General features: G+C 60.1%; 24 protein-coding genes. 21 read left to right on the top strand and 3 right to left on the bottom strand.

What is annotated here, in order from left to right; all coding sequences use genetic code 11:
* Positions 1-63: 63 nt before the first annotated feature.
* Positions 64-636, top strand: coding sequence for an NUDIX hydrolase (locus tag ACPV0M_RS05505; RefSeq protein WP_425621951.1), 573 nt, complete (start codon positions 64-66; stop codon positions 634-636).
* A gap of 169 nt (positions 637-805) precedes the next feature.
* Here ACPV0M_RS05505 and ACPV0M_RS05500 read toward each other — a convergent pair whose 3' ends face one another.
* Positions 806-1,438: a septum site-determining protein MinC gene (locus ACPV0M_RS05500; RefSeq protein WP_425621950.1), complete on the bottom strand. Its 633-nt coding sequence runs from the start codon at positions 1,436-1,438 to the stop codon at positions 806-808.
* A 174-nt stretch (positions 1,439-1,612) separates the two neighbouring features.
* Here ACPV0M_RS05500 and galT point away from each other — a divergent pair, with 174 nt between their 5' ends.
* The 3 genes from galT (at position 1,613) to ACPV0M_RS05485 (ending at position 5,471) form a co-directional block, all read left to right on the top strand.
* Positions 1,613-2,662, top strand: coding sequence for a galactose-1-phosphate uridylyltransferase (gene galT / locus ACPV0M_RS05495; RefSeq protein ID WP_425621949.1), 1,050 nt, complete (start codon positions 1,613-1,615; stop codon positions 2,660-2,662).
* A complete protein-coding gene (gene glgA / locus ACPV0M_RS05490) occupies positions 2,655-4,163 on the top strand; it encodes a glycogen synthase GlgA (RefSeq protein WP_425621948.1) in 1,509 nt (502 codons plus the stop codon). Before galT ends, glgA begins: the two co-directional genes overlap by 8 nt.
* 129 nt (positions 4,164-4,292) lie before the next feature.
* Positions 4,293-5,471, top strand: a complete 1,179-nt coding sequence (locus tag ACPV0M_RS05485; RefSeq protein WP_425621947.1) for a M24 family metallopeptidase — start codon at positions 4,293-4,295, stop codon at positions 5,469-5,471.
* Positions 5,472-5,489: 18 nt separating this feature from the next.
* Here ACPV0M_RS05485 and ACPV0M_RS05480 read toward each other — a convergent pair whose 3' ends face one another.
* Entirely contained in the window at positions 5,490-5,885 is a 396-nt protein-coding gene (locus tag ACPV0M_RS05480) for a TIGR04086 family membrane protein (protein WP_425621946.1), read from the bottom strand.
* 56 nt (positions 5,886-5,941) lie between these two features.
* On the opposite strand from ACPV0M_RS05480, the gene ACPV0M_RS05475 reads away from it, so the two are divergent.
* From ACPV0M_RS05475 to ACPV0M_RS05465, 3 genes are all read left to right on the top strand, one after another.
* Positions 5,942-6,571: a TatD family nuclease-associated radical SAM protein gene (locus ACPV0M_RS05475; RefSeq protein ID WP_425621945.1), complete on the top strand. Its 630-nt coding sequence runs from the start codon at positions 5,942-5,944 to the stop codon at positions 6,569-6,571.
* A gap of 376 nt (positions 6,572-6,947) precedes the next feature.
* The gene (locus tag ACPV0M_RS05470) at positions 6,948-7,550 is read left to right on the top strand and encodes an AAA family ATPase (RefSeq protein ID WP_425621944.1); all 603 of its coding nucleotides are present in this window, start codon (positions 6,948-6,950) and stop codon (positions 7,548-7,550) included.
* A gap of 108 nt (positions 7,551-7,658) precedes the next feature.
* Entirely contained in the window at positions 7,659-8,339 is a 681-nt protein-coding gene (locus ACPV0M_RS05465) for an endonuclease/exonuclease/phosphatase family protein (protein ID WP_425621943.1), read from the top strand.
* 157 nt (positions 8,340-8,496) lie between these two features.
* Here the strand turns inward: ACPV0M_RS05465 and sigK are convergent, their stop codons facing one another.
* On the bottom strand, positions 8,497-9,198 hold the full coding sequence (sigK, locus tag ACPV0M_RS05460) for an RNA polymerase sporulation sigma factor SigK (RefSeq protein ID WP_425621942.1): 702 nt from the start codon (positions 9,196-9,198) through the stop codon (positions 8,497-8,499).
* Between the two features lie 192 nt (positions 9,199-9,390).
* Here sigK and mobAB point away from each other — a divergent pair, with 192 nt between their 5' ends.
* From mobAB to ACPV0M_RS05390, 14 genes are all read left to right on the top strand, one after another.
* A complete protein-coding gene (gene mobAB, locus ACPV0M_RS05455; protein ID WP_425621941.1) occupies positions 9,391-10,509 on the top strand; it encodes a bifunctional molybdenum cofactor guanylyltransferase MobA/molybdopterin-guanine dinucleotide biosynthesis adaptor protein MobB in 1,119 nt (372 codons plus the stop codon).
* A gap of 1 nt (position 10,510) precedes the next feature.
* Entirely contained in the window at positions 10,511-11,041 is a 531-nt protein-coding gene (locus tag ACPV0M_RS05450) for a YqeG family HAD IIIA-type phosphatase (protein WP_425621940.1), read from the top strand.
* Positions 11,034-11,924 (top strand): shikimate dehydrogenase, encoded by an 891-nt coding sequence (aroE, locus tag ACPV0M_RS05445; protein WP_425621939.1) that lies wholly within the window; start codon positions 11,034-11,036, stop codon positions 11,922-11,924. The genes ACPV0M_RS05450 and aroE overlap by 8 nt, the downstream gene beginning before the upstream one ends.
* Complete coding sequence (gene aroC, locus ACPV0M_RS05440) at positions 11,917-13,083, top strand: chorismate synthase (protein WP_425621938.1); 1,167 nt, start codon at positions 11,917-11,919, stop codon at positions 13,081-13,083. The genes aroE and aroC overlap by 8 nt, the downstream gene beginning before the upstream one ends.
* A gap of 5 nt (positions 13,084-13,088) precedes the next feature.
* On the top strand, positions 13,089-13,613 hold the full coding sequence (locus ACPV0M_RS05435; protein WP_425621937.1) for a shikimate kinase: 525 nt from the start codon (positions 13,089-13,091) through the stop codon (positions 13,611-13,613).
* The gene (gene aroB / locus ACPV0M_RS05430; RefSeq protein ID WP_425622136.1) at positions 13,600-14,679 is read left to right on the top strand and encodes a 3-dehydroquinate synthase; all 1,080 of its coding nucleotides are present in this window, start codon (positions 13,600-13,602) and stop codon (positions 14,677-14,679) included. The genes ACPV0M_RS05435 and aroB overlap by 14 nt, the downstream gene beginning before the upstream one ends.
* A 30-nt stretch (positions 14,680-14,709) precedes the next feature.
* Positions 14,710-16,083 carry a GspE/PulE family protein gene (locus ACPV0M_RS05425; protein WP_425621936.1) on the top strand — a complete coding sequence of 458 codons (1,374 nt, stop codon included), beginning with the start codon at positions 14,710-14,712 and terminating at the stop codon, positions 16,081-16,083.
* Between the two features lie 78 nt (positions 16,084-16,161).
* Entirely contained in the window at positions 16,162-17,211 is a 1,050-nt protein-coding gene (locus ACPV0M_RS05420) for a type II secretion system F family protein (RefSeq protein WP_425621935.1), read from the top strand.
* A 21-nt stretch (positions 17,212-17,232) separates the two neighbouring features.
* Complete coding sequence (locus tag ACPV0M_RS05415) at positions 17,233-17,727, top strand: type II secretion system protein GspG (protein ID WP_425621934.1); 495 nt, start codon at positions 17,233-17,235, stop codon at positions 17,725-17,727.
* 30 nt (positions 17,728-17,757) lie between these two features.
* Positions 17,758-18,489 (top strand): prepilin peptidase, encoded by a 732-nt coding sequence (locus tag ACPV0M_RS05410; RefSeq protein ID WP_425621933.1) that lies wholly within the window; start codon positions 17,758-17,760, stop codon positions 18,487-18,489.
* A complete protein-coding gene (locus ACPV0M_RS05405; protein ID WP_425621932.1) occupies positions 18,465-18,971 on the top strand; it encodes a pilus assembly FimT family protein in 507 nt (168 codons plus the stop codon). Before ACPV0M_RS05410 ends, ACPV0M_RS05405 begins: the two co-directional genes overlap by 25 nt.
* A 5-nt stretch (positions 18,972-18,976) precedes the next feature.
* Positions 18,977-19,342: a hypothetical protein gene (locus tag ACPV0M_RS05400; protein WP_425621931.1), complete on the top strand. Its 366-nt coding sequence runs from the start codon at positions 18,977-18,979 to the stop codon at positions 19,340-19,342.
* Positions 19,342-19,845 (top strand): PilW family protein, encoded by a 504-nt coding sequence (locus ACPV0M_RS05395; protein ID WP_425621930.1) that lies wholly within the window; start codon positions 19,342-19,344, stop codon positions 19,843-19,845. Before ACPV0M_RS05400 ends, ACPV0M_RS05395 begins: the two co-directional genes overlap by 1 nt.
* A complete protein-coding gene (locus tag ACPV0M_RS05390) occupies positions 19,823-20,278 on the top strand; it encodes a hypothetical protein (RefSeq protein ID WP_425621929.1) in 456 nt (151 codons plus the stop codon). The genes ACPV0M_RS05395 and ACPV0M_RS05390 overlap by 23 nt, the downstream gene beginning before the upstream one ends.
* Positions 20,279-20,311: the final 33 nt, after the last annotated feature.

Genomic DNA, 20,311 nt, shown 5'->3' with positions numbered 1-20,311 from the left:
GTTTCCGCGCAGGGGAGAGAATATGCGTTAGCTGCGGGCTTGGTTGTGAGGGGTGACGATACCATGAAGTTGAAAGAACGAACACTGCAGCAGGAATACGTCTATCGCGGGAAGATCCTCAACATGCGCGTTGATACCGTGGAACTGCCCAACGGAAAGGTGGGGCGGCGGGAGGTTGTGGAATACTCGGGGGCCGTGGCGATAGTGGCCGTTGATGATGAAGGCTGCGTCCTTTTGGTCCGTCAGTACCGCTATGCGGTAGGAAAAGAACTCCTGGAGATCCCGGCCGGCAAGCTGGAGGGCGGCGAGAACCCGGAAGCGGCGGTAAACCGTGAATTGGAGGAGGAAACGGGTTATACCGCCGGCAAACTCACAAAGCTGCTGGAGTTTTATTCCACTCCCGGATTCACCAGCGAAAAAATGCACCTGTACCTGGTCACCGGTCTGACGACGGGCCAGGCTGCCCCCGACGAGGATGAGTTCCTTGAACTGGTCAGAGTACCGCTGGACCAGGCCGTGGAGATGGTTAAACGCGGGGAGATCTGCGACGCCAAATCAATTGTCGGCCTTCTGGCTGCCAATTCGGTCCTCGGTCGTCAGTCGTCTGTCGCCGGCAATCAAGGACAGAATCGCTGATGCGATTCCGGGTGGTAAAAAGGTCCTGGCGTTAGCTGTCGGACGTTAGCATGAAGGTATTATTCACGGAAGCGAATTCCGGGATAATTGGTGGTTGACCGGCTGTCGTAAACCGCCCAAGAGAAAGCGATGGGATTCGCTTTGCGAATCCCTGCTATCCTGACGACTGTTATACCGGGGCGAGGACAATGCGTTCGTCTTTGAGCATTACCCGTTTGAAGCCGGGGATAGAGGTCGACGGTATTTCCATCGCCTGGACGCCGGCGATGGTCAGTGTGGGGGAGCAGAATTCCAGGCTTACCACGCCCGCACGTTTATCGCCGTTAACACCGGCGTGAACCGTTCCCGCGCACCTGCCCATGATCAAGATGCTGCCTGCGGCCTCGATAACAGCGCCCCGGTGAACATCCCCGAGCACAACGACATGCCCCTCCAGGTACCGGATCTTTTGTCCCGAGCGCAAGCTTCGCCCAACCAATCGGGCCGGTTCTCCGGGCAGTGATCCCATAGAAGGCACAGGCGTGGAAACCGGGCTGCTTTTCGGGATCAATATCGGCTTGTGGCGTTCTTCGCGGGGGATGGGTATCATTCCGTATCCCGACAAGAGTTGTTCGAGTTCGCGCTGTTGCTCCTCGTTTATCGTACGCTCCTGATGGCGGAAGGTGAACTTTGCGCCTGTAAAAAAACCCTTGGCCTGCTTGAGTTTTTCCTCAAGGTTGCGCTTGATGTCGTCAAAGTCCGCCGCCGGCAGACAGATGACCAGCCCGTTTCGCGTTCCCTTGATTTGCACGTCGCCAGCCACAGAGGTTGACTTCCTTTCGATAAGATTTTCCAATATCTCCTACTTTTCGCGGATCACAAGCTTTTTCCTCCCCTGCGCATAAAAAAATTCTAACCCGCGCACGCTCACTGTAAGTCTGTTTGGCAATCGGCCTGTTATTATCGCCAAAAACGCAAGGCGAAAGGAGGTCCCCGAATGCCCGAGTGGCGCAAGGATCCCGTTGTGGATCGGTGGATAGTCATTGCTACTGAAAGGGCAAAAAGGCCTACGGATTTTCGCTGTACCCCGGACGAGTTGAATCCTCAGAGCTGTCCGCTGTGTGTCGGAAATGAGGAGATGACCCCGCCGGAAATCCTGGCCTTCCGCGAGCAGGAAACGGCTCCCAACAGCAAGGGATGGTGGATAAGAGTAGTTCCCAACAAGTTTCCCGCGGTGCGCGCCGACGAACACCCGTCTTCCTGGTGGGAAGGCATTTACGAGGTTATGAACGGTGTCGGCGCCCACGAGGTGATTGTTGAGACAACCGACCATACCAACAATCTGATCACCCAGTCGGACAAGCAAGTGGAAGAGATCATCTGGGCCTGGCGGGCACGTTCGCTTGATTTACGCAACGATTCGCGTCTTAAATACATCTGCATCTTCAAGAACAAGGGCCGCACCGCGGGCGCATCGCTGGAACACGCTCATTCCCAACTGATCGCCACGCCGATGGTCCCTGTAGACATCAAGCAGGAGTTGGCCGGGACGGAGGCTTACCGTGCGGCGAAGGGGACCTGCGTATTCTGCGACATGATCCATCAGGAATTGGCCCAGGGTCAACGGATCGTCATCGACAGCAGACATTTTGTCAGTATCGCGCCTTATGCTTCGCGCTTCCCGTTTGAGATGACCATCCTGCCGAAGCAACACAAGCACGACTTTGGCCAGATCGTCGAAGACGAAGTGCGCGACCTGGCCCAGGTACTGCGGGCCTCCCTGGCCAAGCTGGCAGCGACCGTTTGCGACCCGCCGTTCAACATGGTTATCCACACCGCTCCGGTTAACGCCGGAGACGCTTCCTACTACCACTGGCACATCGAAATCATGCCGCGTCTCACGATTATGGCCGGCTTTGAGCTGGGAACGGGTTACTTCATCAATCCGACACCGCCCGAACTAGCGGCGCGGGCCCTGCGCGACGCGCCCGTCGTAGCGCCGCATATCGCTGAAGCCGCTGCAAAGGAGGTTCCCAGGTATGTTTGATCGCCCGTTGAAGATCCTTATCGTGTCGTCGGAGGTAGTGCCTTTCGCCAAGACCGGCGGCCTGGCCGATGTGGCCGGTTCTCTCCCCAAAGCGCTGGCGACCGTCGTTATGGACCAGGGACTTCCCCCGAACGATGTCCGGGTGGCCATGCCGCGCTACAAAATGATCGAGGGCGCCCGGTACGTCACCGACTTTCCCATCTACTTCAACAACCAGATGCGGACGGCCGTCATCAGACAGAAGGAGATCGAAGCCCAGTTTCACGGCGGCCATGCCACAATACCGGTTTATATGATCGACAACTATCACTACTTTTATCGCGACGGCATCTACGCCTTCCACGACGAGGCCGAGCGTTTTGCCTTCTTTTGCAAGGGCGTGCTGGAAATGCTCCCGCGCCTTAACTGGCAGCCGGACGTCATTCACTGCAACGACTGGCAGTGCGGCTTGATCCCGCTCTGGCTGCACACCCATTACAAACACAGCGACTTCCACAAGCGCGTCGCCACCCTGTTCACGATCCACAACCTGCACTACCAGGGCAACTATCCGAAGGAGGTCCTGTCGATGCTGGACCTCGGTTACGAGTTCTTTACCCCCGACCGGCTGGAGTTCTACGGCAGCGTGAGCTTCATGAAGGCCGGCATCCTCTATACGGACCTCCTCAACACGGTAAGCCGGACATATGCCAAGGAGATACAAACGCCTGAATTCGGTGAGAGGATGGAGGGGCTGCTCCGCCAGCGCTCGAAAGACCTCTTCGGGATCGTCAACGGGATCAACTACCACGAGTTCGATCCCAAGGCCGACCCGCGGCTGTTCCGCAACTACGACAGCAACAACATCGAGGCCAAGAAAGAAAACAAGTTCGCCCTGCAAAGGGAGCTCGGCCTCCCGGTCAAGGACGTTCCCGTTATCGGGCTGATCTCGCGTCTCGTCGACCAGAAGGGTCTCGACCTCATCGGCCAGATCGTCGACGAGCTGATGCACCTGGACATCCAGTTTATTGTCCTGGGGACCGGCGACCCGCATTACCACCAGCTCTTCTCTTCGATCAAGGCGCGTTACCCGCAAAGAATGGGGCTGGAACTGGGCTTCAACGCCGTACTCGCCCAGAGGATCTACGCCGGGTCCGATATGTTCCTGATGCCGTCGCGCTTTGAGCCCTGCGGCCTCGGACAGCTCATCAGCCTGCGTTACGGGACCATCCCCATCGTTCGCGAGACGGGCGGTCTGGCCGACACCGTATCCGAGTACGATCCGGCGACGGGCATGGGTAACGGCTTCAGCTTCCGTGATTACACGGGCCGGGCGCTTTACAGCGCCATTGCCCGCGCCCTGAAACTCTACCGTGACGACCCCGAAAACTGGCGGAGACTGGTCAGAAACGCCATGGAACTGGACTTCTCCTGGGCGCGCTCGGCTGTAGAGTACCTGCAGCTTTACCGGAAGGCTATAGAGAAGCACCTCAGGGAGGAGGGGCTGCCGCTCAGTGCCTGAGAGCGTAGTAAAGCCTTTTAGAGCAAACACTGACCGGGGGCTGCCGTTACGACGCCTCCGGTTTCTTTGTGTCTTTACACGCCCGCCAGATGAGACTACAATCGTAAAAATGGCGGATGGAGGAGTCAAATGGAACTGAGAGAGGAGTACAGAGAGCGGCAGCGGCGCTTTCAAGAGCTGTTAGGGCAAAACGGGATCGACGGGGCTTTGATCGTCCAGAGCGCTGACTTGGTGTACCTCACCGGGACGTACCAGGACATGCACCTTTACCTGCCCGCCGAAGGGGAGCCGCTGCTCATGGTCCGTCGGGATCTTGAGGTCGCGCAGACGGACGCTTGTGTGGAGAAGATTGTGCCTTTGCAGCGGTTCTCGGAAATACCGGGGCTCATGCTCGACCACGGCCTCGCCCTGCCTGCTCGCCTGGGCCTGGAACTGGACGTGCTGCCCGCCGCTTACTACCTGAAATACCAGTCCGTATTCAAGAATGCCGAGCTTGTAGATTGTTCAAGCCTGTTAAGGCGGTTGCGTGCGGTCAAGACGCCGTGGGAGATAAGCATCCTTAGGGCGGGCGGGAAAGCTTTGGACGCTCTTTTCGAGGCTTTACCCGGTTTGCTCGAATTAGGCCGCACGGAACTGGAACTGGCGGGGCGGCTTGAGGCCCTGGCCCGGGCCCGGGGACACCAGGGGTACGTCAGGGTGCGGGGGTTTAATGCCGAGGTCTTCTGGGGACACCTGCTGAGCGGGGCCAACGCGGCTCACTCCAGTTACTTTGACGGGGTGATCGGGGGAGCGGGATCCGGACCGTGGATGCGTTTTGGCGCCGGATCCAAACGTATCGCAAGCGGGGAGATTATCCTCGTGGATTACCCCGGGGTGTGGCAGGGCTATACGGTTGACATGACCCGCATCTTTGCCTTCGGCGCACCCGACAGGCGGCTTATTGCGGCCCACGCTCTCGCCCTCGAAATCCAGGAATCCCTTGCAGACAAAATGAGGCCCGGGGTCAAGACAGGGGACCTGTACGATGTTGCCTGGGAGATGGCCGGCAGGGCCGGGCGGGCGCATAACTTCATGGGGTTGCGCGCTCCCGTAAGTTTCATTGGCCACGGTGTAGGCATTGAGCTCAACGAATGGCCTGTCCTGGCAAGAGGCAGCGAAAGCAGGCTTGAAACAGGGAATGTGATTGCCATTGAGCCGAAATTTGTGTTCGAGGGGCTGGGAACTGTCGGTATTGAAAACACGTTTCTGGTTACCGAAGACGGGGCTGAACGCCTGACCCGTTACCCGGACGATATGCATATACTTTGATCAGCAGAGGCGCCGGCACTATTCAGTACCCACGCCGAGGATCCCTCCGAGGGCTCCGCCTGTCAGGGTAACCACGAGCTTACCCGCCAGGCCCAGGAGGGAAAGCGGGCCCGTTACGGCAAAGGCGGCTACGATCCAGAGAACTAGAAACAAGCCCACTCCCACGGCGGACCCGTGGATGAGCCCCTTGCCCCCGGCACGGCAGGCGGCGCTCCAGCCCCCCGTTACGGCTCCCAGGAAGAGGATGAAGGCGGCCGTCCAGGGGAGGAATCTTTCCGAAAGATTCGAAACATAAAAGATGAGCGTGGCGAGGACGGCAAGAATGAGCATGGTTGATACGGCTACGAGGATGCCTCTACCTACGGCGGGCCAGCTAAGGGAGGACGCTTTGGGTATTTCGTTTTTAAAGGGCATCTTGATACCCCCTTGCTGTTCTTACCATCAATAACTATGACAGGCCTGGTTGAAATATGTCCAACGCGATGACCGTCGCCTATACCATAGACCGACGGATGTACCTCAACATTACCAACCGCTGCCAGAACGACTGCGAGTTCTGCATACGCCGTACCGGCGGGATCGGTTACGACCTCTGGCTGGAAAGGGAGCCGACCGTGGAGGAAATCCTGGCTGCAGCCCGTGACGCCCAGCGCTACCAGGAGGTGGTCTTCTGCGGTTACGGGGAACCCCTTTTATGTCTGGAGACCGTTACCGAGGTAGCGAGGGAAATACACCGCCTTGGAGTCCCTATACGGGTCAATACCAACGGTCAGGTATTGCTTTACTACGATATTGCGGCGGTTGATGAACTGCTGAACAATGTTTCAGCGATGTCCATCAGCCTTAACGCCCAGGATGCCGAAACCTACGTCCGCATTTGCCGGCCGCGGGACGGAGTGAAGGCTTATGAGGCTATCCTGCAGTTTGTGCGGTATTGTTGTTCCAAGGGGGTAAAAGTCATCTTGACGGCTGTGGAGTGGCCGGGTGTGGACCTGGAGGCCTGTGCCCGCATCGCCGGCGAGCTTAGGGCAGCCTTTCGTATCAGGCGCTTCCAGGGTTCTACGAATACGCGAGTGAAAAACTGGCCTTATCCATCCTGAAGCTTAGTGCTTATGGCCAAATGACAACGGCCTTCTAGGCAGCGCACGGCATTTCCCGTGCCACCTTCAAAATGCGGGACAGGACCAGGCAGACGAAACGGCCAGAACGAACCGCCAGCCCAGGATGATAGCGAGGTTGGCGCCCAGAGCGGCGAAGAGCAGGGTATCCTCAACAATGCTGTGGCAGATGACCAGGAAAGTATTGCTCCCAGGTGACCTACAGGCCGTTGAGGGTTCCGCGCTTGAGGGTGTTGATGCCGAGCAAGGCAGTGTCCTTTCGATGGCGTTTAAAGTACAATTACACAGTAACATCCATCGCTTGGCGGTCGTGACAAGGCTCTATGAGTGCGGCCGGCCTTGCAAAGAGGGGGATGACATGCGGATCGGATTGACGGGGGCCCAGGGAGTGGGTAAAACCACACTGGCCCGTGCCTTGTCGACAAGACTGGGTTGGCCTCTGATCGAAGAGCAGGCCCGGGTTGTCTATCAGGATGAGGCATTTTCCCGGGACTGCGACTTAACGGGTAAGCCTAAAGAATCCAGCGCGTTCCAATGGCGCTGCCTCGAGGAGCAGATCCGCCTGGAGGACATGTTCGGCCATTTTATCGCCGACCGTACCGTCATTGACAACGCGGCCTACTGGATCCGTTGGCGGATGGCCCATTCGCCGAGCAGCGAAAGCCTCGCCTACTATAAGAAGTGCGAGGCGCAGGCCCGGCTTTACGATTTGATCATTTACGTGCCGCCCGAAATAGCTCTTGTCGCTAATGGATTCAGGAGCACCGACCGTGACTACCAACTAGAGATGGACTGGCTGATAAGCACGCTGATGCGCGGGCTTGTGACGCCTGAAAGGATCATCACCGTGTCCGGGACGGTCGAGCAACGGGTGGAAGCGGTGCTGGCGCACCTGGCGGGCCAACCTCAAAGCCCGTATGAAAACCATGGGGTCCTATACGACTGGAACTGGAAACTATAGAAAAACGCTGATGAGCCGCGGGGCGCAGTGAGGTACGCTGCCAAGGAACAAATTACCACCGCCGCATACATTGTAGTAACGCAGACATTGTTAAAAAGGACTCCGTGAATGATCAGGTGCATGACTTACAACATTCGTCACGCCGAGGGGATGGATGGGAGAATCTCGCTGTTGCGTATCGAGGAGGTCATTCGACAGGCCGAGGTGCATGTCGTCGCCCTTCAGGAAGTTGACAGAAACGTTGCCCGGTCCTGTTATGTGGACCAACCACGAACCCTGGCAGAGGCGCTCGGGATGCAGTCAGCCTTCGGGGCCAATGTCTGCTGGGACGGGGTCCAGCAGTACGGCAACGCCGTGTTGTCCAGGTTTCCCATCTCATACTGCATGAATTATCATCTGCCCGGGCGCGGAGAGCAAAGGGGACTGCTGGTCTGTTTGCTTGAAGGCCCGCGGGGGCCGCTGACGTTCGCGAGTGCCCATCTGGGCCTGAGCGCGGCGGACAGGCGGGCGCAGGTCGATGAAACCGTCGACATCCTTCAGCATTATCCCGCCCCGCTGGTTCTCGGCGGTGATTTCAACTGCCGCCGGGACGCGACCGAACTGACCCGGCTCTACGAATTTCTCCAGGATGCCGGCTCTGGCGACACTCCGCCGACCTTTCCCGCTAACGACCCTCAGGTGAAAATCGACTACATATTTACCTCGCCGGGTTTCAATGTGTTGGAGTTAAGGGTCATAGAAACGGAAGCATCCGACCATCTCCCGCTAATAGTCACCTTAGAGCTGTAACCGTAAGGAGGTGCTTTTGAGGGCTCTTGGTGTTGTAGATTCTTTCCCTGGCTCTAAGCTATAGGCTAATAAGACTCGTAGGCGCCAAAAACCGAAGGGATTTGCAGCGCAAACCCCTTCGACACCTAACAACTGACTACCGACTACCGACTACTGATCATGGGCAGCCGCAGAATTCTTTCGTAAGCTTATTCAGGGCGCGTTTTTCTATACGCGAAACGTAGCTCCTCGAAATGCCAAGTTTGCGCGCGATCTCCTGCTGGGTTTTCTTAACGCCGTCGATCAATCCGAACCGTAGGCAGATCACCTTTTTTTCCCGGCGGCTCAAGCCTTTCATCTTGTTATGTAGGCGCTCCTGCTCGAAAATGCTGGTGACCTTGTCTTCAACCATTTCCGCCGCCGTACCCAAGACATCGATCAGGGTGATTTCGTTACCGTCTTTGTCAACGCCGATCAACTCCTGGAGGGAGACTTCCGAGCGCGTTTTCTTAACCACTCTGAGGTGCATCAAGATCTCGTTTTCGATGCACCTCGCGGCATAAGTTGCCAGCCGTGCCCCCTTGGAGGGATTAAAGGTGTTGATGGCCTTAATCAAACCGATGGTCCCTATGGAGATAAGGTCGTCCAGGTCTTCGCCCGTATTGTCGTATTTCTTGATGATGTGGGCGACCAACCGCAAGTTGTGCTCGGTAAGGATGTTGCGGGCTTCTTCGTCCCCTTCGAGCAGCCGGGCCACGTATTTCTTTTCTTCATCAGGGCTTAAGGGTTGGGGGAAAGTATTGTTAGTGATGTAGGACAGCAGGAGCAATATCCCGTTGATGACCGAGATCACGCCAAGGCTGAGGATCGCGGATAGCATAGCACACCTCCCGAAATACGCTGTATAAAAATTATATTGAAGTTTTCGACAGCATGTGCTTGTCTTTTCGGTCTTTAATTTCGCTTTTCCCTTTAACGGCTTTGGCCAACCATGACCGGCAGAGAAGGAAACAAAGGGAATCTGCGCGAAAGGCTTAGGCAGTGCGATAATTGTTGCGGGAGTGAGGTCCGTTTGACCAAGGCGACTGCCGCCGTGCTCGCCGGGGGAAAATCGTCGCGGATGAAAACCGACAAGGCCCTGCTCGATTTCGGCGGCCAGACTATGATTCAGCATATCGTTAAGGAACTTAAGCCGTACTTCGACCGTATTCTGGTGGTAGCCAACGATGCCGCCCGATTCTGTAATCTCTCTCTTGAGGTGGTGCCGGACGTCATCCCCGGGTACGGTCCCCTGAGCGGCATCCACGCGGCGCTTTGCAGCGCGCCAACCCGCCTGACTTTTGTGGTCGCCTGCGACATGCCGTTCGTGAACGGCGCGCTGGCCCGGGAACTTGTCGAACTGACCGGGGATTTTGACTGTGCGGCGCCCATCGTCCACAACTATGTCGAGCCTCTCTACGCGGTTTATGCCCGAACGTGCATTAAGCCGATCGAGATGTGCATATCCGAGGGCCGCCTCAAGGTTATTGATTTGTTTTCGCGGGTACGGGTAAAGTATATCAAAGAAGCGGAACTGCCCGACGTCGACCTGACGCGGGTGTTTTTCAACATCAACCGCCCCCAGGACTGGGCGAACGCCAGGGCGATGGCCGGCAAGGATGAATACCGCCCCCGACGGGGGTTCGAAGGTCTCCCGCCCTTCATCTGTGTTACGGGGACGTCAGACTCCGGCAAGACCGTGCTGGTAACCGGACTGGTCGCCGAATTGCGGCGGCGCGGGCTGCGTATCGGCACGGTGAAACATGCGGCGCACCGCGCCGATTTTGCGGACGAGGGCCGGGATTCCTGGCGGCATTACCGTGCCGGAGCGGACGTCGCGGTGGTGTCGGCCCCCGAAAAACTGCTGCTGGCGCGGAGATTGGACCGCGAGTTGCCGCTGGAGGAAGTGCTGGCTTACTTCCAGGGGGTCGATCTCGTCGTCGTCGAGGGATACAAGCGCCTGCCTTATCCGAAGATCCTGCTGCACGCCGGGGACCCCGGACAGGTGGACAGATCCGGGCTGGTTGCCGTAGTGGGCCCGCCGGTCGAGGGTTACGGCGTTCCCAGTTTTGACGGTGACAATGTGAGCGGCCTGGCTGACGAGATATTACGCTACTTTGGCTTGGGCGAGGGTTATGTTAAAGAAGGTTAGTTTGCTTCAACATCTTTATCCCGACAGGTTTGTGCCTTCTCTCTTCGACATTGACGTTGAGGCTCTGAAAACCCGGGGCATCAAGGGGCTTATTTTCGACCTGGACAACACGATTGTCGAACGGGGTGCTTCGGAGTTCACGCCGGAGGTCATGCACTGGCTTGAACAGTTGCGTGAAAAGGGGTTCCGTATCGCCATCGTCTCCAACAACCGTACCAGAAGAGCCGTTTTGATGGCTGAAGAAGCAGGCATCCCGGCTGTTTTTAACGCTTCCAAGCCGCTGCGGCGCCCGTTTAAAAGGGCCCTCAAGATCCTCGGCACCAAGCCGCACGAAACGGCGGTCATCGGCGACCAGCTCTTTACCGATGTGTTCGGGGGCAACCGCCTGGGGATGTATACCATTCTGACGCACCCCATGCCGGGGCCCGAATTCATCGGTACCCGGTTGATCACGCGCAAGCTGGAAAGACTCTTCCTGCCGCGTATCTGGGAAAAGTACGGTTTTAACCCGCGGAGGTTTTCCAATGGTTGACGCCAGAACACGGGTCTGCGCCCTGTTCGGACACCCGGTAGGGCATTCCCTGTCCCCGGTCATGCAAAATACTGCTTTTCGTGTCGCCGGCATCAATGCTGTATACGTGGCGCTGGATGTTTCCCCCGGCGCGCTCCGGGACGCCTTGCAAGGCATGCGGGCGATGGGCTTCCTGGGCGCCAACGTCACCATTCCCCACAAGGAGGCGGCGATGGGCCTGGTCGACAGGCTCGACGGGGAGGCCGTGGCCGCGGGGGCGATCAACACCGTCGTCTTGCGCGATGGCGTGCTTGTCGGTTACAACACCGACGGTGAGGGGTTTTTACGGTCGCTCGGCGAGGCAGGCGTCGACCCGGCGGGGATGCAGGCCCTGATCATCGGGGCGGGCGGCGCCGCGAAGGCCGTGGCCCTGGCCCTGGCCCGCGCCGGCGTGCGGAGCATGGTGATCACCAACCGGACTGCCGGACGGGCGGAAGAACTGGCCGGCCTCGTGCGCTTGCACGGGGTACGGGCTGCCGTGCTCCCCTGGAAGGACGTCGAGGATGCCGGCGCTGCCGCGCGAAGGGCGTTCGGCGCTGCCGAGTTAATCATTCAAACTACGTCGCTGGGTATGGCCCCGAAAGCGGAGGCCGTCCCCCCGGTGCCGGCGGCCTGGTTCAGCCGGGGCCAGGTCGTGTGTGATCTGGTGTATAATCCCGTGTATACCGTCTTTCTGGAAAAAGCGCGGTCGGCCGGCGCCCGGGCGGTGCCCGGGCTCGGGATGCTGCTGCACCAGGGGGCGGCGTCTTTCGAGCTGTGGACCGGGGTAAGCGCGCCGCTGGAGGCCATGCGGTCGGCGCTGGAAGCGGAGATTGAAAAGAGGGGATTGGCGGGCAATGCCTGAGTTGCGGTACCTGACGGCCGGGGAATCCCACGGGCCGTGCCTTACGGCGGTGGTGGAAGGACTGCCGGCCGGTGTGCCGGTCACCGAAGACTATGTCAACTTGCAGCTGGCCCGCCGCCAGGGCGGCTACGGCAGGGGCAAGAGGATGAGTATCGAGTCGGACCGGGCCCGTTTTGTGGGCGGCGTGCGGGGAGGAGTTACCCTCGGTTCGCCCGTCGCCTTGCTGGTGGAGAACAGGGACTGGGTGAACTGGTCCGGCGTTATGGCGCCGGGACCGGAAGCCCGGCTGGACGAGAAAACAGTGACCAGGCCGCGGCCGGGTCACGCCGACCTGGGCGGCGCTCTGAAATACGGACACAGCGACATACGCAACGTCCTGGAGCGGGCCAGCGCGCGGGAGACGGCCTCCCGGGTCGCCGCGTGCACGCTGGGGCGGCGGCTGTTGGAAGAACTGGGCGTCGAGATTTTCGGGATGGTGCTGTCGGTCGGGCCGATCGAGGCCGCCGTGCCGGACCGCACCCTTGACGAGCTTAAAGCCCGCGTCGAAATCTCGCCCGTCATGTGTCCCGACCCGATTGCCTCGAGCCGCATCGTGGAGGCCATTGACCGGGCCCGCGACCAGGGGGATACCCTGGGCGGGATCTTTGAGATACGAGCGTTAGGCGTGGTGCCCGGACTGGGCAGCTACGTTCACTGGGACCGCAAACTCGACGGGCGCCTGGCGGCCGCCCTGATGAGCATCCAGGCCGTCAAGGCTGTTGAGATCGGTGCCGGGTTTGCGGCGGCCAGGAATTTTGGTTCGGCCGTACAGGACGAGATCTGTTACGACGCCTCCCGGGGTTTTTACCGGAGCAGCAACCGCGCCGGCGGGATCGAGGGCGGGGTGACCAACGGCGAACCCATCGTGGTCCGGGGAGCGATGAAGCCCATCCCGACCCTCGGGCAGCCCTTGCAAAGCGTTGATCTGAGGAGTAAGGAGACGGTGCGGGCGGCCTACGAACGTTCCGACGTCTGTGCCGTCCCCGCGGCCTGCGTTATCGCCGAAGCGGTGGTGGCCTGGGAGTTGGCCCGGACCTATCTCGAAAAGTTCGGCGGGGACACCCTGGACGACTTAAAACAGTCAGTGGCTGCTTACCTGGAGAGGATCAGGGAGGCGTAAGCTTCTTGAAAAACATTGTGCTAATCGGCTTCATGGCTACCGGGAAAAGCTCGGTGGGCCGCTGCCTTGCCCGGATGCTCCGGCGGGAGTTCGTCGATACCGACCGGGAAATCGAACGGCTGACGGGCAGGTCGGTGGTCCAGATTTTTGCCACCGAAGGGGAAAAGCGCTTTCGTTCGGAGGAGAAGCTGTTGTGCGCCAAACTGGCGCGCCGCCGTGACCTGGTGATCGCCACGGGCGGAGGCACGCTGCTGGATCCTGAAAACGTCAGGCAGCTTGGCGAAAACGGCGTGTTTATCCAATTGACGGCATCGGTGGCCGACATCTGGGCGCGGGCGCGGCGCAAGGGCGACCGCCCCTTGCTGCACCGCGAAGGCCGGGCCCGGATCGTTGAACTTCTTGAAGCGCGGGCGGGCCTTTATGACGTCGCCGAGTTTACGGTGGATACCGGGACCCGGTCAGTGGAAGCGACGGTCCGGGAGATCATCCGTTTTTTAAAGGAGAAAGGTTACCTTGATCAGACGGGTTGAAGTGGGCCTGGGGGACAGGAGTTATCCCATCTTGATAGGGGAAGGCCTTCTGGGGTCTCTCGGGATGGAGGTGCGCGCCCGCGTTCCCGGCGAAAGGGTCATGGTCGTATCCAATCCGACGGTAAGGACCCTCTACGGAAAGCGGGCCGAGGAGAGCCTTGCCGGGGCGGGGCTTGACGTTACGTGGGGCGAGATGCCCGACGGAGAGGCATACAAGACGCTGGAGACCGTATCCCGCCTGTACGATCTTGCCGTCGATGCGGAACTGGACAGGGGTTGCGCCGTTGTCGGGCTCGGCGGCGGCGTGGTGGGCGACACGGCGGGTTTTGTGGCCGCCACCTACATGCGGGGGATTCCTTTCGTGCAAGTCCCGACCACCCTCCTGTCCCAGGTGGACAGCAGCGTTGGGGGCAAGGTCGGGGTCAACCATCCCAAGGGCAAGAACATGATCGGGGCTTTTTACCAGCCCCGCCTGGTTCTTGCGGACACGGTCACGCTCGCCAGCCTGCCTCCGCGCGAAATCCGCGCCGGGCTGGCCGAGGTTATCAAGTACGGCGTTATCTGGGACGCCTCCTTTTTCAACTGGCTGGAGGAGAACATCGAGGGCTTACTGGAACTTGACGCGGAGGCGATAACATACGCCGTCGCCAGGGCATGCGGGATCAAGGCGGAGGTCGTAGCCGCCGATGAGACTGAACAAGGGAGACGGCAGATACTCAATTACGGCCACACCTTCGGGCACGCTGTTGAATCGCTTACCGCATACAGGCGCTTCCGGCACGGCGAGGCGGTGGCGATCGGCATGGCGGCTGCGGCCAGGATGGCCGAAGGGATGGGTCTCCTCGCCTCCGGTGACCGCCGGCGTATCGAAGGGCTGATCGTCCGCGCCGGCCTGCCGGTTAAGCTGCCGCGGGATTTTACAGCCGAGCAATACCTCGAGGCTATGGCCCACGACAAAAAGGCCAGGTCCGGCGTCCTTACCTTTATCCTGCCGTCCGCCATCGGTGAAGTTCAACTACAGGCCCTGTCTCCTTCCCGGTTGCTTTCCTTAAACCTCATTGGTTAGGAGACCGCGCCGCAGCAAGGAAGGGCTGCTATGGGCGGAAAAATCCAGAGTGTCTTGACCAGGCTGAGTCCTGCCTGGACGAAGTCCAGGCCCGGCGGTAGTAATGACTCTCGCCAATCTCCAGACCGCCGGGAGAAGGAGACAGCAACTCCTTCGGGTTTAAAGCACGGCGAACGGCATTTCAACGAAGCCGTGACCTCGGAAGACATGGCCCCGGTTGTCCGCCTCACGAACTCTCTCATTACCGGCGCCATCAATGCCAGGGCCAGCGACATCCACTTTGAGCCCCACGCCGGGGAGATCGCCGTCCGCTTTCGCATCGACGGCGTGCTGCGGGAAATTAGGAGCTTGCCCTTGAACATGTGCCCGGCTATCGTGTCGAGACTGAAAATAATGGCCGGGATTAATATCGCCGAGAAACGGGTACCCCAGGACGGCCGTATCCAGTTTCCCGTCGGCGACCGCAGCGTTGACCTGCGCGTCTCGACGATGCCTACCGTTTTCGGGGAAAAGGTGGCGATCAGAGTTCTTGATCGAACGGCGCTGCCTCCCGGTCTTGATCAGCTTGGCTTTACGGCCGGCAACCTGGAGCGCCTGCGTTCGATCATGGCTCGTCCGCACGGCATCATCCTGGTGACCGGCCCCACCGGCAGCGGAAAGACCACCTCCCTTTACGCTATGCTCTCCGAATTAGCCAGCCCGCAAAAGAATGTCGTCACCATCGAAGACCCCGTGGAGTACATCCTGCCGGGAACCAACCAGACGCAAATCAATCCCGCCGCCGGGCTCACTTTTGCCACCGGCCTGCGCTCCATCCTGCGCCAGGATCCCGACGTCATCATGGTCGGCGAGATCCGGGATGCCGAAACGGCGGCTATCGCCACCAGGGCGGCGACCACGGGCCACCTGGTCTTAAGCACGCTGCACACCAATGACGCGGCCGGGGCGCTGACCAGGCTGATCGACCTGGGCGTGGAGCCCTTTCTCGTGGCTTCCGCCGTACTCGGCGTGGTGGCCCAGCGCCTGGTCAGGACCGTCTGCGCCGGCTGCAGGGATGATTGCCGCATCGAACCCGGCACCCTGGAGCACGCTTTTCTGGGTTGCCCGGAGAAACCGGTTACGGTCAAGGCGGGCCGCGGGTGTTTGGTTTGCGGCCATACGGGCTTCTACGGCAGGACCAGCATCCAGGAAGTGCTTACCGTAACCCCTTTGATCATGGACCTGATAACCCGGAAGGTACCCTCGAGCGTCATCTTTCAGGAAGCAATGAGAGAGGGTTTGCTCCCTCTCCGGGAATGCGGGATCGAAAAAGTTCTGGCCGGCGTCACGACGGTCCAGGAGGTGATGCGGGTAGCCTGGGCCGGTGAAAATCCAGTCATGCAGAAGGAGCATGGCAGTTTTTGACGAATCCTGGTAAGAGACGCCAATCGACTTAAGCCTTAAATGAGGTTGCCGTGAGTGAAGGGTGCCGACATAAGAGGGTTGTTTAGACGGAACCGGCGGTTATCGGTCAAGGATACGGCTGTTTTCTGCCGCCAGCTGGCTGTGCTCCTGGAAGCCGGCGTGCCGTTGCTGAGCGCCCTTGAATCCCTGGCCCTCCAGACCGGAAACAGGTCCCTGCGCCGCTCGCTGGCCGGGATAATCGGGGAACTGGAGAGGGGAGTGTCGTTTGCGGAGTCCCTGCGTTCTTCAGGGCTCTTTCCGGAAATCGCCGTAACCATGGTCGAAGTCGGGGAACTGGGAGGAGTGCTGGAAACGGTCCTGGGCCATCTGGCAGCCTATTTCGAGCGGGAATACGCCACGCGGGAGAAACTGCGGTCCGCCTTGACGTATCCCGCGGTCGTCGTCCTCATCGCCCTGGTCACGTTCAGTATTTTGATCACTTTCGTTTTGCCTTCGTTAACCAGCGTGGTCGAGGAACTGGGAGGCACCGTTCCGCCCCTGACGGCCTGGGCATTAAAGTCCGGCTACTTTGTTCAGGCGCACTGGCCGGCGCTGGTCCTGTCTGTTCTCTTGGCGGCCTTGGTCTCGGTGCGTTTGGTCGGCACCAGGAAGGCGAGGGAATTGCTCGATCCCCTTTTTATCAAGCTTCCGGTCCTTGGGGGGATTATCCGGCAGACCGCCGTCGGGCGCTTTTGCCGTACTCTTTCGACGCTGGTGACGACCGGTGTGCCCATTCTGGCCGGGCTGGAAGTGGCCGGCAGGTGCTCCGGCAACAGCGTGATACGGTCGGCGGCGAACAGGGCGGTTTTCAGGGTGAGGGACGGGGAGTCGCTGGCCGTTGTTTTAACCGACAGCGCGGTCTTTCCCCGCGTCGTGGTCCAGATGATCGCGGTGGGCGAGCGCAGCGGAGCCCTGGCTTATTGCCTGGGAAAGGCGGCCGACCTTTACGAATACGACACCCAGTGCACCGTCGAGAGGATGGTAACGCTTCTCGAACCGGTGATGATTGTCGGCCTCGGCGGCCTGATCGGGCTGATTATCATGTCCGTCCTGATGCCGATGTTTGAGGTGCTGGGCTCGATCGGGTAGCCGCTCGCAAGGGGGTTCGCGATGAGGCCTGTACGTTGTCCATCTGGTGAACGCGGGTTCACCCTTACCGAACTGATGGTGGTGGTCATCATCATCGGCATCCTGACGGCCATCGCCGTGCCTCGCTACACCAAGCAGGCCGAGAAGGCAAGAGTGGGCAGGGCCATGGCCGAGCTCAAGGCCATGCAGAACGCCGTGGAACTGGCGTTTATCGAACAGGACGCCTATCCTGCACCCCAGCAGCTGGCGGAGGTGATGGAGGCCGGCGGCACAAAGTGGCAGGGGAAGCTGGACCCTTGGGGGAACCCGTATTACTACGTGGTTGACGACCCGGTCAGGCCGAAGACGTATACCTTTATTTCCTTCGGGCCCACTGGGCGGGACGACGCTTACAGCGACGACATCGTGGCGCGCGCGGGGGACAGCGCGCCGGCGAGCGGCCAACATGTCGGTTTGCCCGGCCTTGCTTCCCTGTTTGTCGCGTCTTCCGAACCGGGACTAAATGCCGGAAAGTGAGAAGAAATGGAGTTATCAGGAGCTTTTTTAATGATTGTTTTGGGGTTGGTGGTCGGAAGTTTTTTAAACGTCGTGATCTATCGCCTGCCGAGGGAAACATCCATTGTCAGTCCGGCTTCGCACTGTCCGGCCTGCAAGCGGCGCCTGAAGCCCCTTGACATGATCCCGGTGATCAGTTACATCGTTTTCAAAGGACGCTGCCGGTATTGTTCAGCCCCTATCGGGTGGCGCTATCCTGCCATGGAAGCGCTTACGGCCGTTGTTTTCGTCGCCGCCTTCCTGGTCGCGGGCTGGTCGTTCCTGCTGGTGAAATACCTTTTCATTGGATCGCTGCTCCTGGCTGTGGCCTTCATCGACCTGGAGCATTACATCATCCCCGATTCCCTGAACATCGTGCTCGCGGCGGGCGGCGCCGTGCTGACCCTGCTGGCCCGGGACATCACCCTCGTGCAGGCTGTTGCCGGGGGGGCCGTGGTCGGGGGGACACTGTTGCTATTGGGCCTGCTCTTCCAGGGCGGGATGGGCGGCGGCGACATCAAGCTGGGAGCCGCGTTGGGTTTGGCCCTGGGGTGGCCGCTGGCCCCTCTGGGCCTTGTTCTGGGAAGCCTGGTCGGCGGAATCAGCGGTTTGATACTGATGGCGGCGGGTTTGAAGGGCCGCAGGGACGCCGTTCCGTTCGGCCCGTTCCTTGCTCTCGGGGCTTTCCTAGCCGTTCTTTGGGGTGAACGCATTATCAGATGGTACGTGGGGATTTACCTGTAGCACGTGTAGCACGCGAGTCCGCGCCGGGGGCGCGAGGCGGCTTCACGACCGTCGAACTGCTCGTGGTCGCGGCCGTTCTGGCCATCGCGATCGGCCTTGCGCTGCCGGACTTGACCAGGCCCCTCGGGAGCTTTCGGGTCTACGCCGCGGCCAGGATGGTAGCCACCGACCTCCGGCAGATGCAGCAACTGGGGGTCAACGACGGCAGTGGCTCCGGGATCTACAAGGTGACTTTCCAGCCGGGAACCGGAAGCTATTCTCTGCAGAGAAACCTCCAGCTTTTACGGAGGGTCGCCTTGCCCAACAACGTGGTTATCGCTTCGGCAGCCTTCGGTTCTTCTTCGGCACCTCAGGTGCGCTTCACGGGGGGCAGCCCTGCGCCCATTCCAGGGGGCGGGACGGTTATCCTGAAGGATACACGGCATGGTGTGAAACGGAGTGTCCTGGTGATGGGCGCCACCGGGCGGGTGCGCGTTGAGTGAGAGGCTTGCCTGGTTCTGAGAGGGCGTTTACCATACCCGAAGTACTGGTTGCCGTGCTGGTGCTGGTCGCCGCTCTCGTCCCGCTGACCGCGCTGCTCGTGGAGGCCAGGACGGCCCAGCTCAAGAACGAGCGTTACGTTACGGCGCTGTTCCTGGCCCAGGCGAAGCTTGAAGAACTGAAACAGGCGGGATGCGATGCCGCGGGCGCCAACGGCGGCGCTTTTTTTCCGGAGCCGTACCAGGATTACCGTTATACCGTAAAAACCGAGGAACTCGAACCGGGCGTGGAGAGGGTGGTTGTGAAGGTGCGCTTCGCCTGGCGGGGCGGGGAGAAAGACGTCGTTTTGACTACGGCGCGAGGTGTTCCGTAATGGGATCGGCGCGCGGCCATCGGGAAGGGTTCACCCTGGTCGAAATGACCGTGGCCATGCTGGTCGTGGTGATCCTTGCCGTCGCCGTTACCGAGTTGTATCGTGAAAACGTCCGGCACTGGCGGGTTCAGGACCGGCGCGGGGAGGCAATGGAGAACCTACGCATCGGGCTAGCCGCCGTGTCGAGCGAACTCCGTAAAGCTACGCAACCGCCCCGTGTTGACGCCGGCGGGCAGCGCATTGTCTTCCAGACGCCTCGGGGGACGGTGGCCTACTACGTGGAAAACGGGCAGTTGCGCAGGGAAGTGGGAGGCGAGGGCCATAACCCCGTGGCGAACCACGTAGGCAGCTTTAATCTCGGATCGGTTTGCGACGAAGGGGGACAGTTGATCAGCCTGGAACTGGTCGCCGATATCGAGGGCGATCCGCCTCGCCTGATGACCATGCTTTACGTCCCCCTCGGCCCGGTGGAGGTGGCTGGTGAGCCGCGTACAACACCTTAACGAAAAGGGTTCGGCCCTTGTCTACGTGGTCTCTGTCCTGACCGTATTGACCGTGCTGGCTACATCAGCACTGGTTATTACGAAAGAGCAGAGGGTTACGACCCGCTATTTGCGGGATCAGCTGCAGGCCGAGCAACTTGCCTGGGCGGGTTTGGAGATGGCCTATGCGCGTGCCCAGAGCGATCCTGAAGGGTGGCTCCCGGCCGACCCCGGCGGACCCGTCGTCGAGTCGCGAAGCCTGCTGGATGGAGAGGATGAAGGGCTGGTTACGGTATACGCCGCCGTATCAAACGGGAGCGGGGGCTTAAAGGTCGAACTGGTGGCGACGGGGACATACCGCACGGCCGTCAGGCAGCTGTCGCGAAGCCTGGTGTTCACAGACGAGAGCCCCCCGGCTGACGCGGGCGTGCCGGGCGGTACGGGAATGCGGTAGGCACGGATGAAACGATCGGCGCATCCCTACGGT

This window comes from Desulfosceptrum tomskiensis (genome assembly GCF_049818055.1).
GTDB lineage: Bacteria > Bacillota > Desulfotomaculia > Desulfotomaculales > JASEER01 > JBFLVT01.
This window is presented reverse-complemented; position numbering and strand designations above follow the sequence as displayed.

Excerpts from the sequence above, each read along its gene's own strand:
- ACPV0M_RS05505 (WP_425621951.1), top strand. The coding sequence starts at position 64 with ATGAAGTTGAAAGAACGAACACTGCAGCAGGAATACGTCTATCGCGGG.
- galT (WP_425621949.1), top strand. The coding sequence starts at position 1,613 with ATGCCCGAGTGGCGCAAGGATCCCGTTGTGGATCGGTGGATAGTCATT.
- glgA (WP_425621948.1), top strand. The coding sequence starts at position 2,655 with ATGTTTGATCGCCCGTTGAAGATCCTTATCGTGTCGTCGGAGGTAGTG.
- ACPV0M_RS05485 (WP_425621947.1), top strand. The coding sequence starts at position 4,293 with ATGGAACTGAGAGAGGAGTACAGAGAGCGGCAGCGGCGCTTTCAAGAG.
- ACPV0M_RS05480 (WP_425621946.1), bottom strand. The coding sequence starts at position 5,885 with ATGCCCTTTAAAAACGAAATACCCAAAGCGTCCTCCCTTAGCTGGCCC.
- ACPV0M_RS05475 (WP_425621945.1), top strand. The coding sequence starts at position 5,942 with ATGTCCAACGCGATGACCGTCGCCTATACCATAGACCGACGGATGTAC.
- ACPV0M_RS05470 (WP_425621944.1), top strand. The coding sequence starts at position 6,948 with ATGCGGATCGGATTGACGGGGGCCCAGGGAGTGGGTAAAACCACACTG.
- ACPV0M_RS05465 (WP_425621943.1), top strand. The coding sequence starts at position 7,659 with ATGATCAGGTGCATGACTTACAACATTCGTCACGCCGAGGGGATGGAT.
- sigK (WP_425621942.1), bottom strand. The coding sequence starts at position 9,198 with ATGCTATCCGCGATCCTCAGCCTTGGCGTGATCTCGGTCATCAACGGG.
- aroE (WP_425621939.1), top strand. The coding sequence starts at position 11,034 with ATGGTTGACGCCAGAACACGGGTCTGCGCCCTGTTCGGACACCCGGTA.
- aroC (WP_425621938.1), top strand. The coding sequence starts at position 11,917 with ATGCCTGAGTTGCGGTACCTGACGGCCGGGGAATCCCACGGGCCGTGC.
- ACPV0M_RS05425 (WP_425621936.1), top strand. The coding sequence starts at position 14,710 with ATGGGCGGAAAAATCCAGAGTGTCTTGACCAGGCTGAGTCCTGCCTGG.
- ACPV0M_RS05415 (WP_425621934.1), top strand. The coding sequence starts at position 17,233 with ATGAGGCCTGTACGTTGTCCATCTGGTGAACGCGGGTTCACCCTTACC.
- ACPV0M_RS05410 (WP_425621933.1), top strand. The coding sequence starts at position 17,758 with ATGATTGTTTTGGGGTTGGTGGTCGGAAGTTTTTTAAACGTCGTGATC.
- ACPV0M_RS05405 (WP_425621932.1), top strand. The coding sequence starts at position 18,465 with ATGGTACGTGGGGATTTACCTGTAGCACGTGTAGCACGCGAGTCCGCG.
- ACPV0M_RS05395 (WP_425621930.1), top strand. The coding sequence starts at position 19,342 with ATGGGATCGGCGCGCGGCCATCGGGAAGGGTTCACCCTGGTCGAAATG.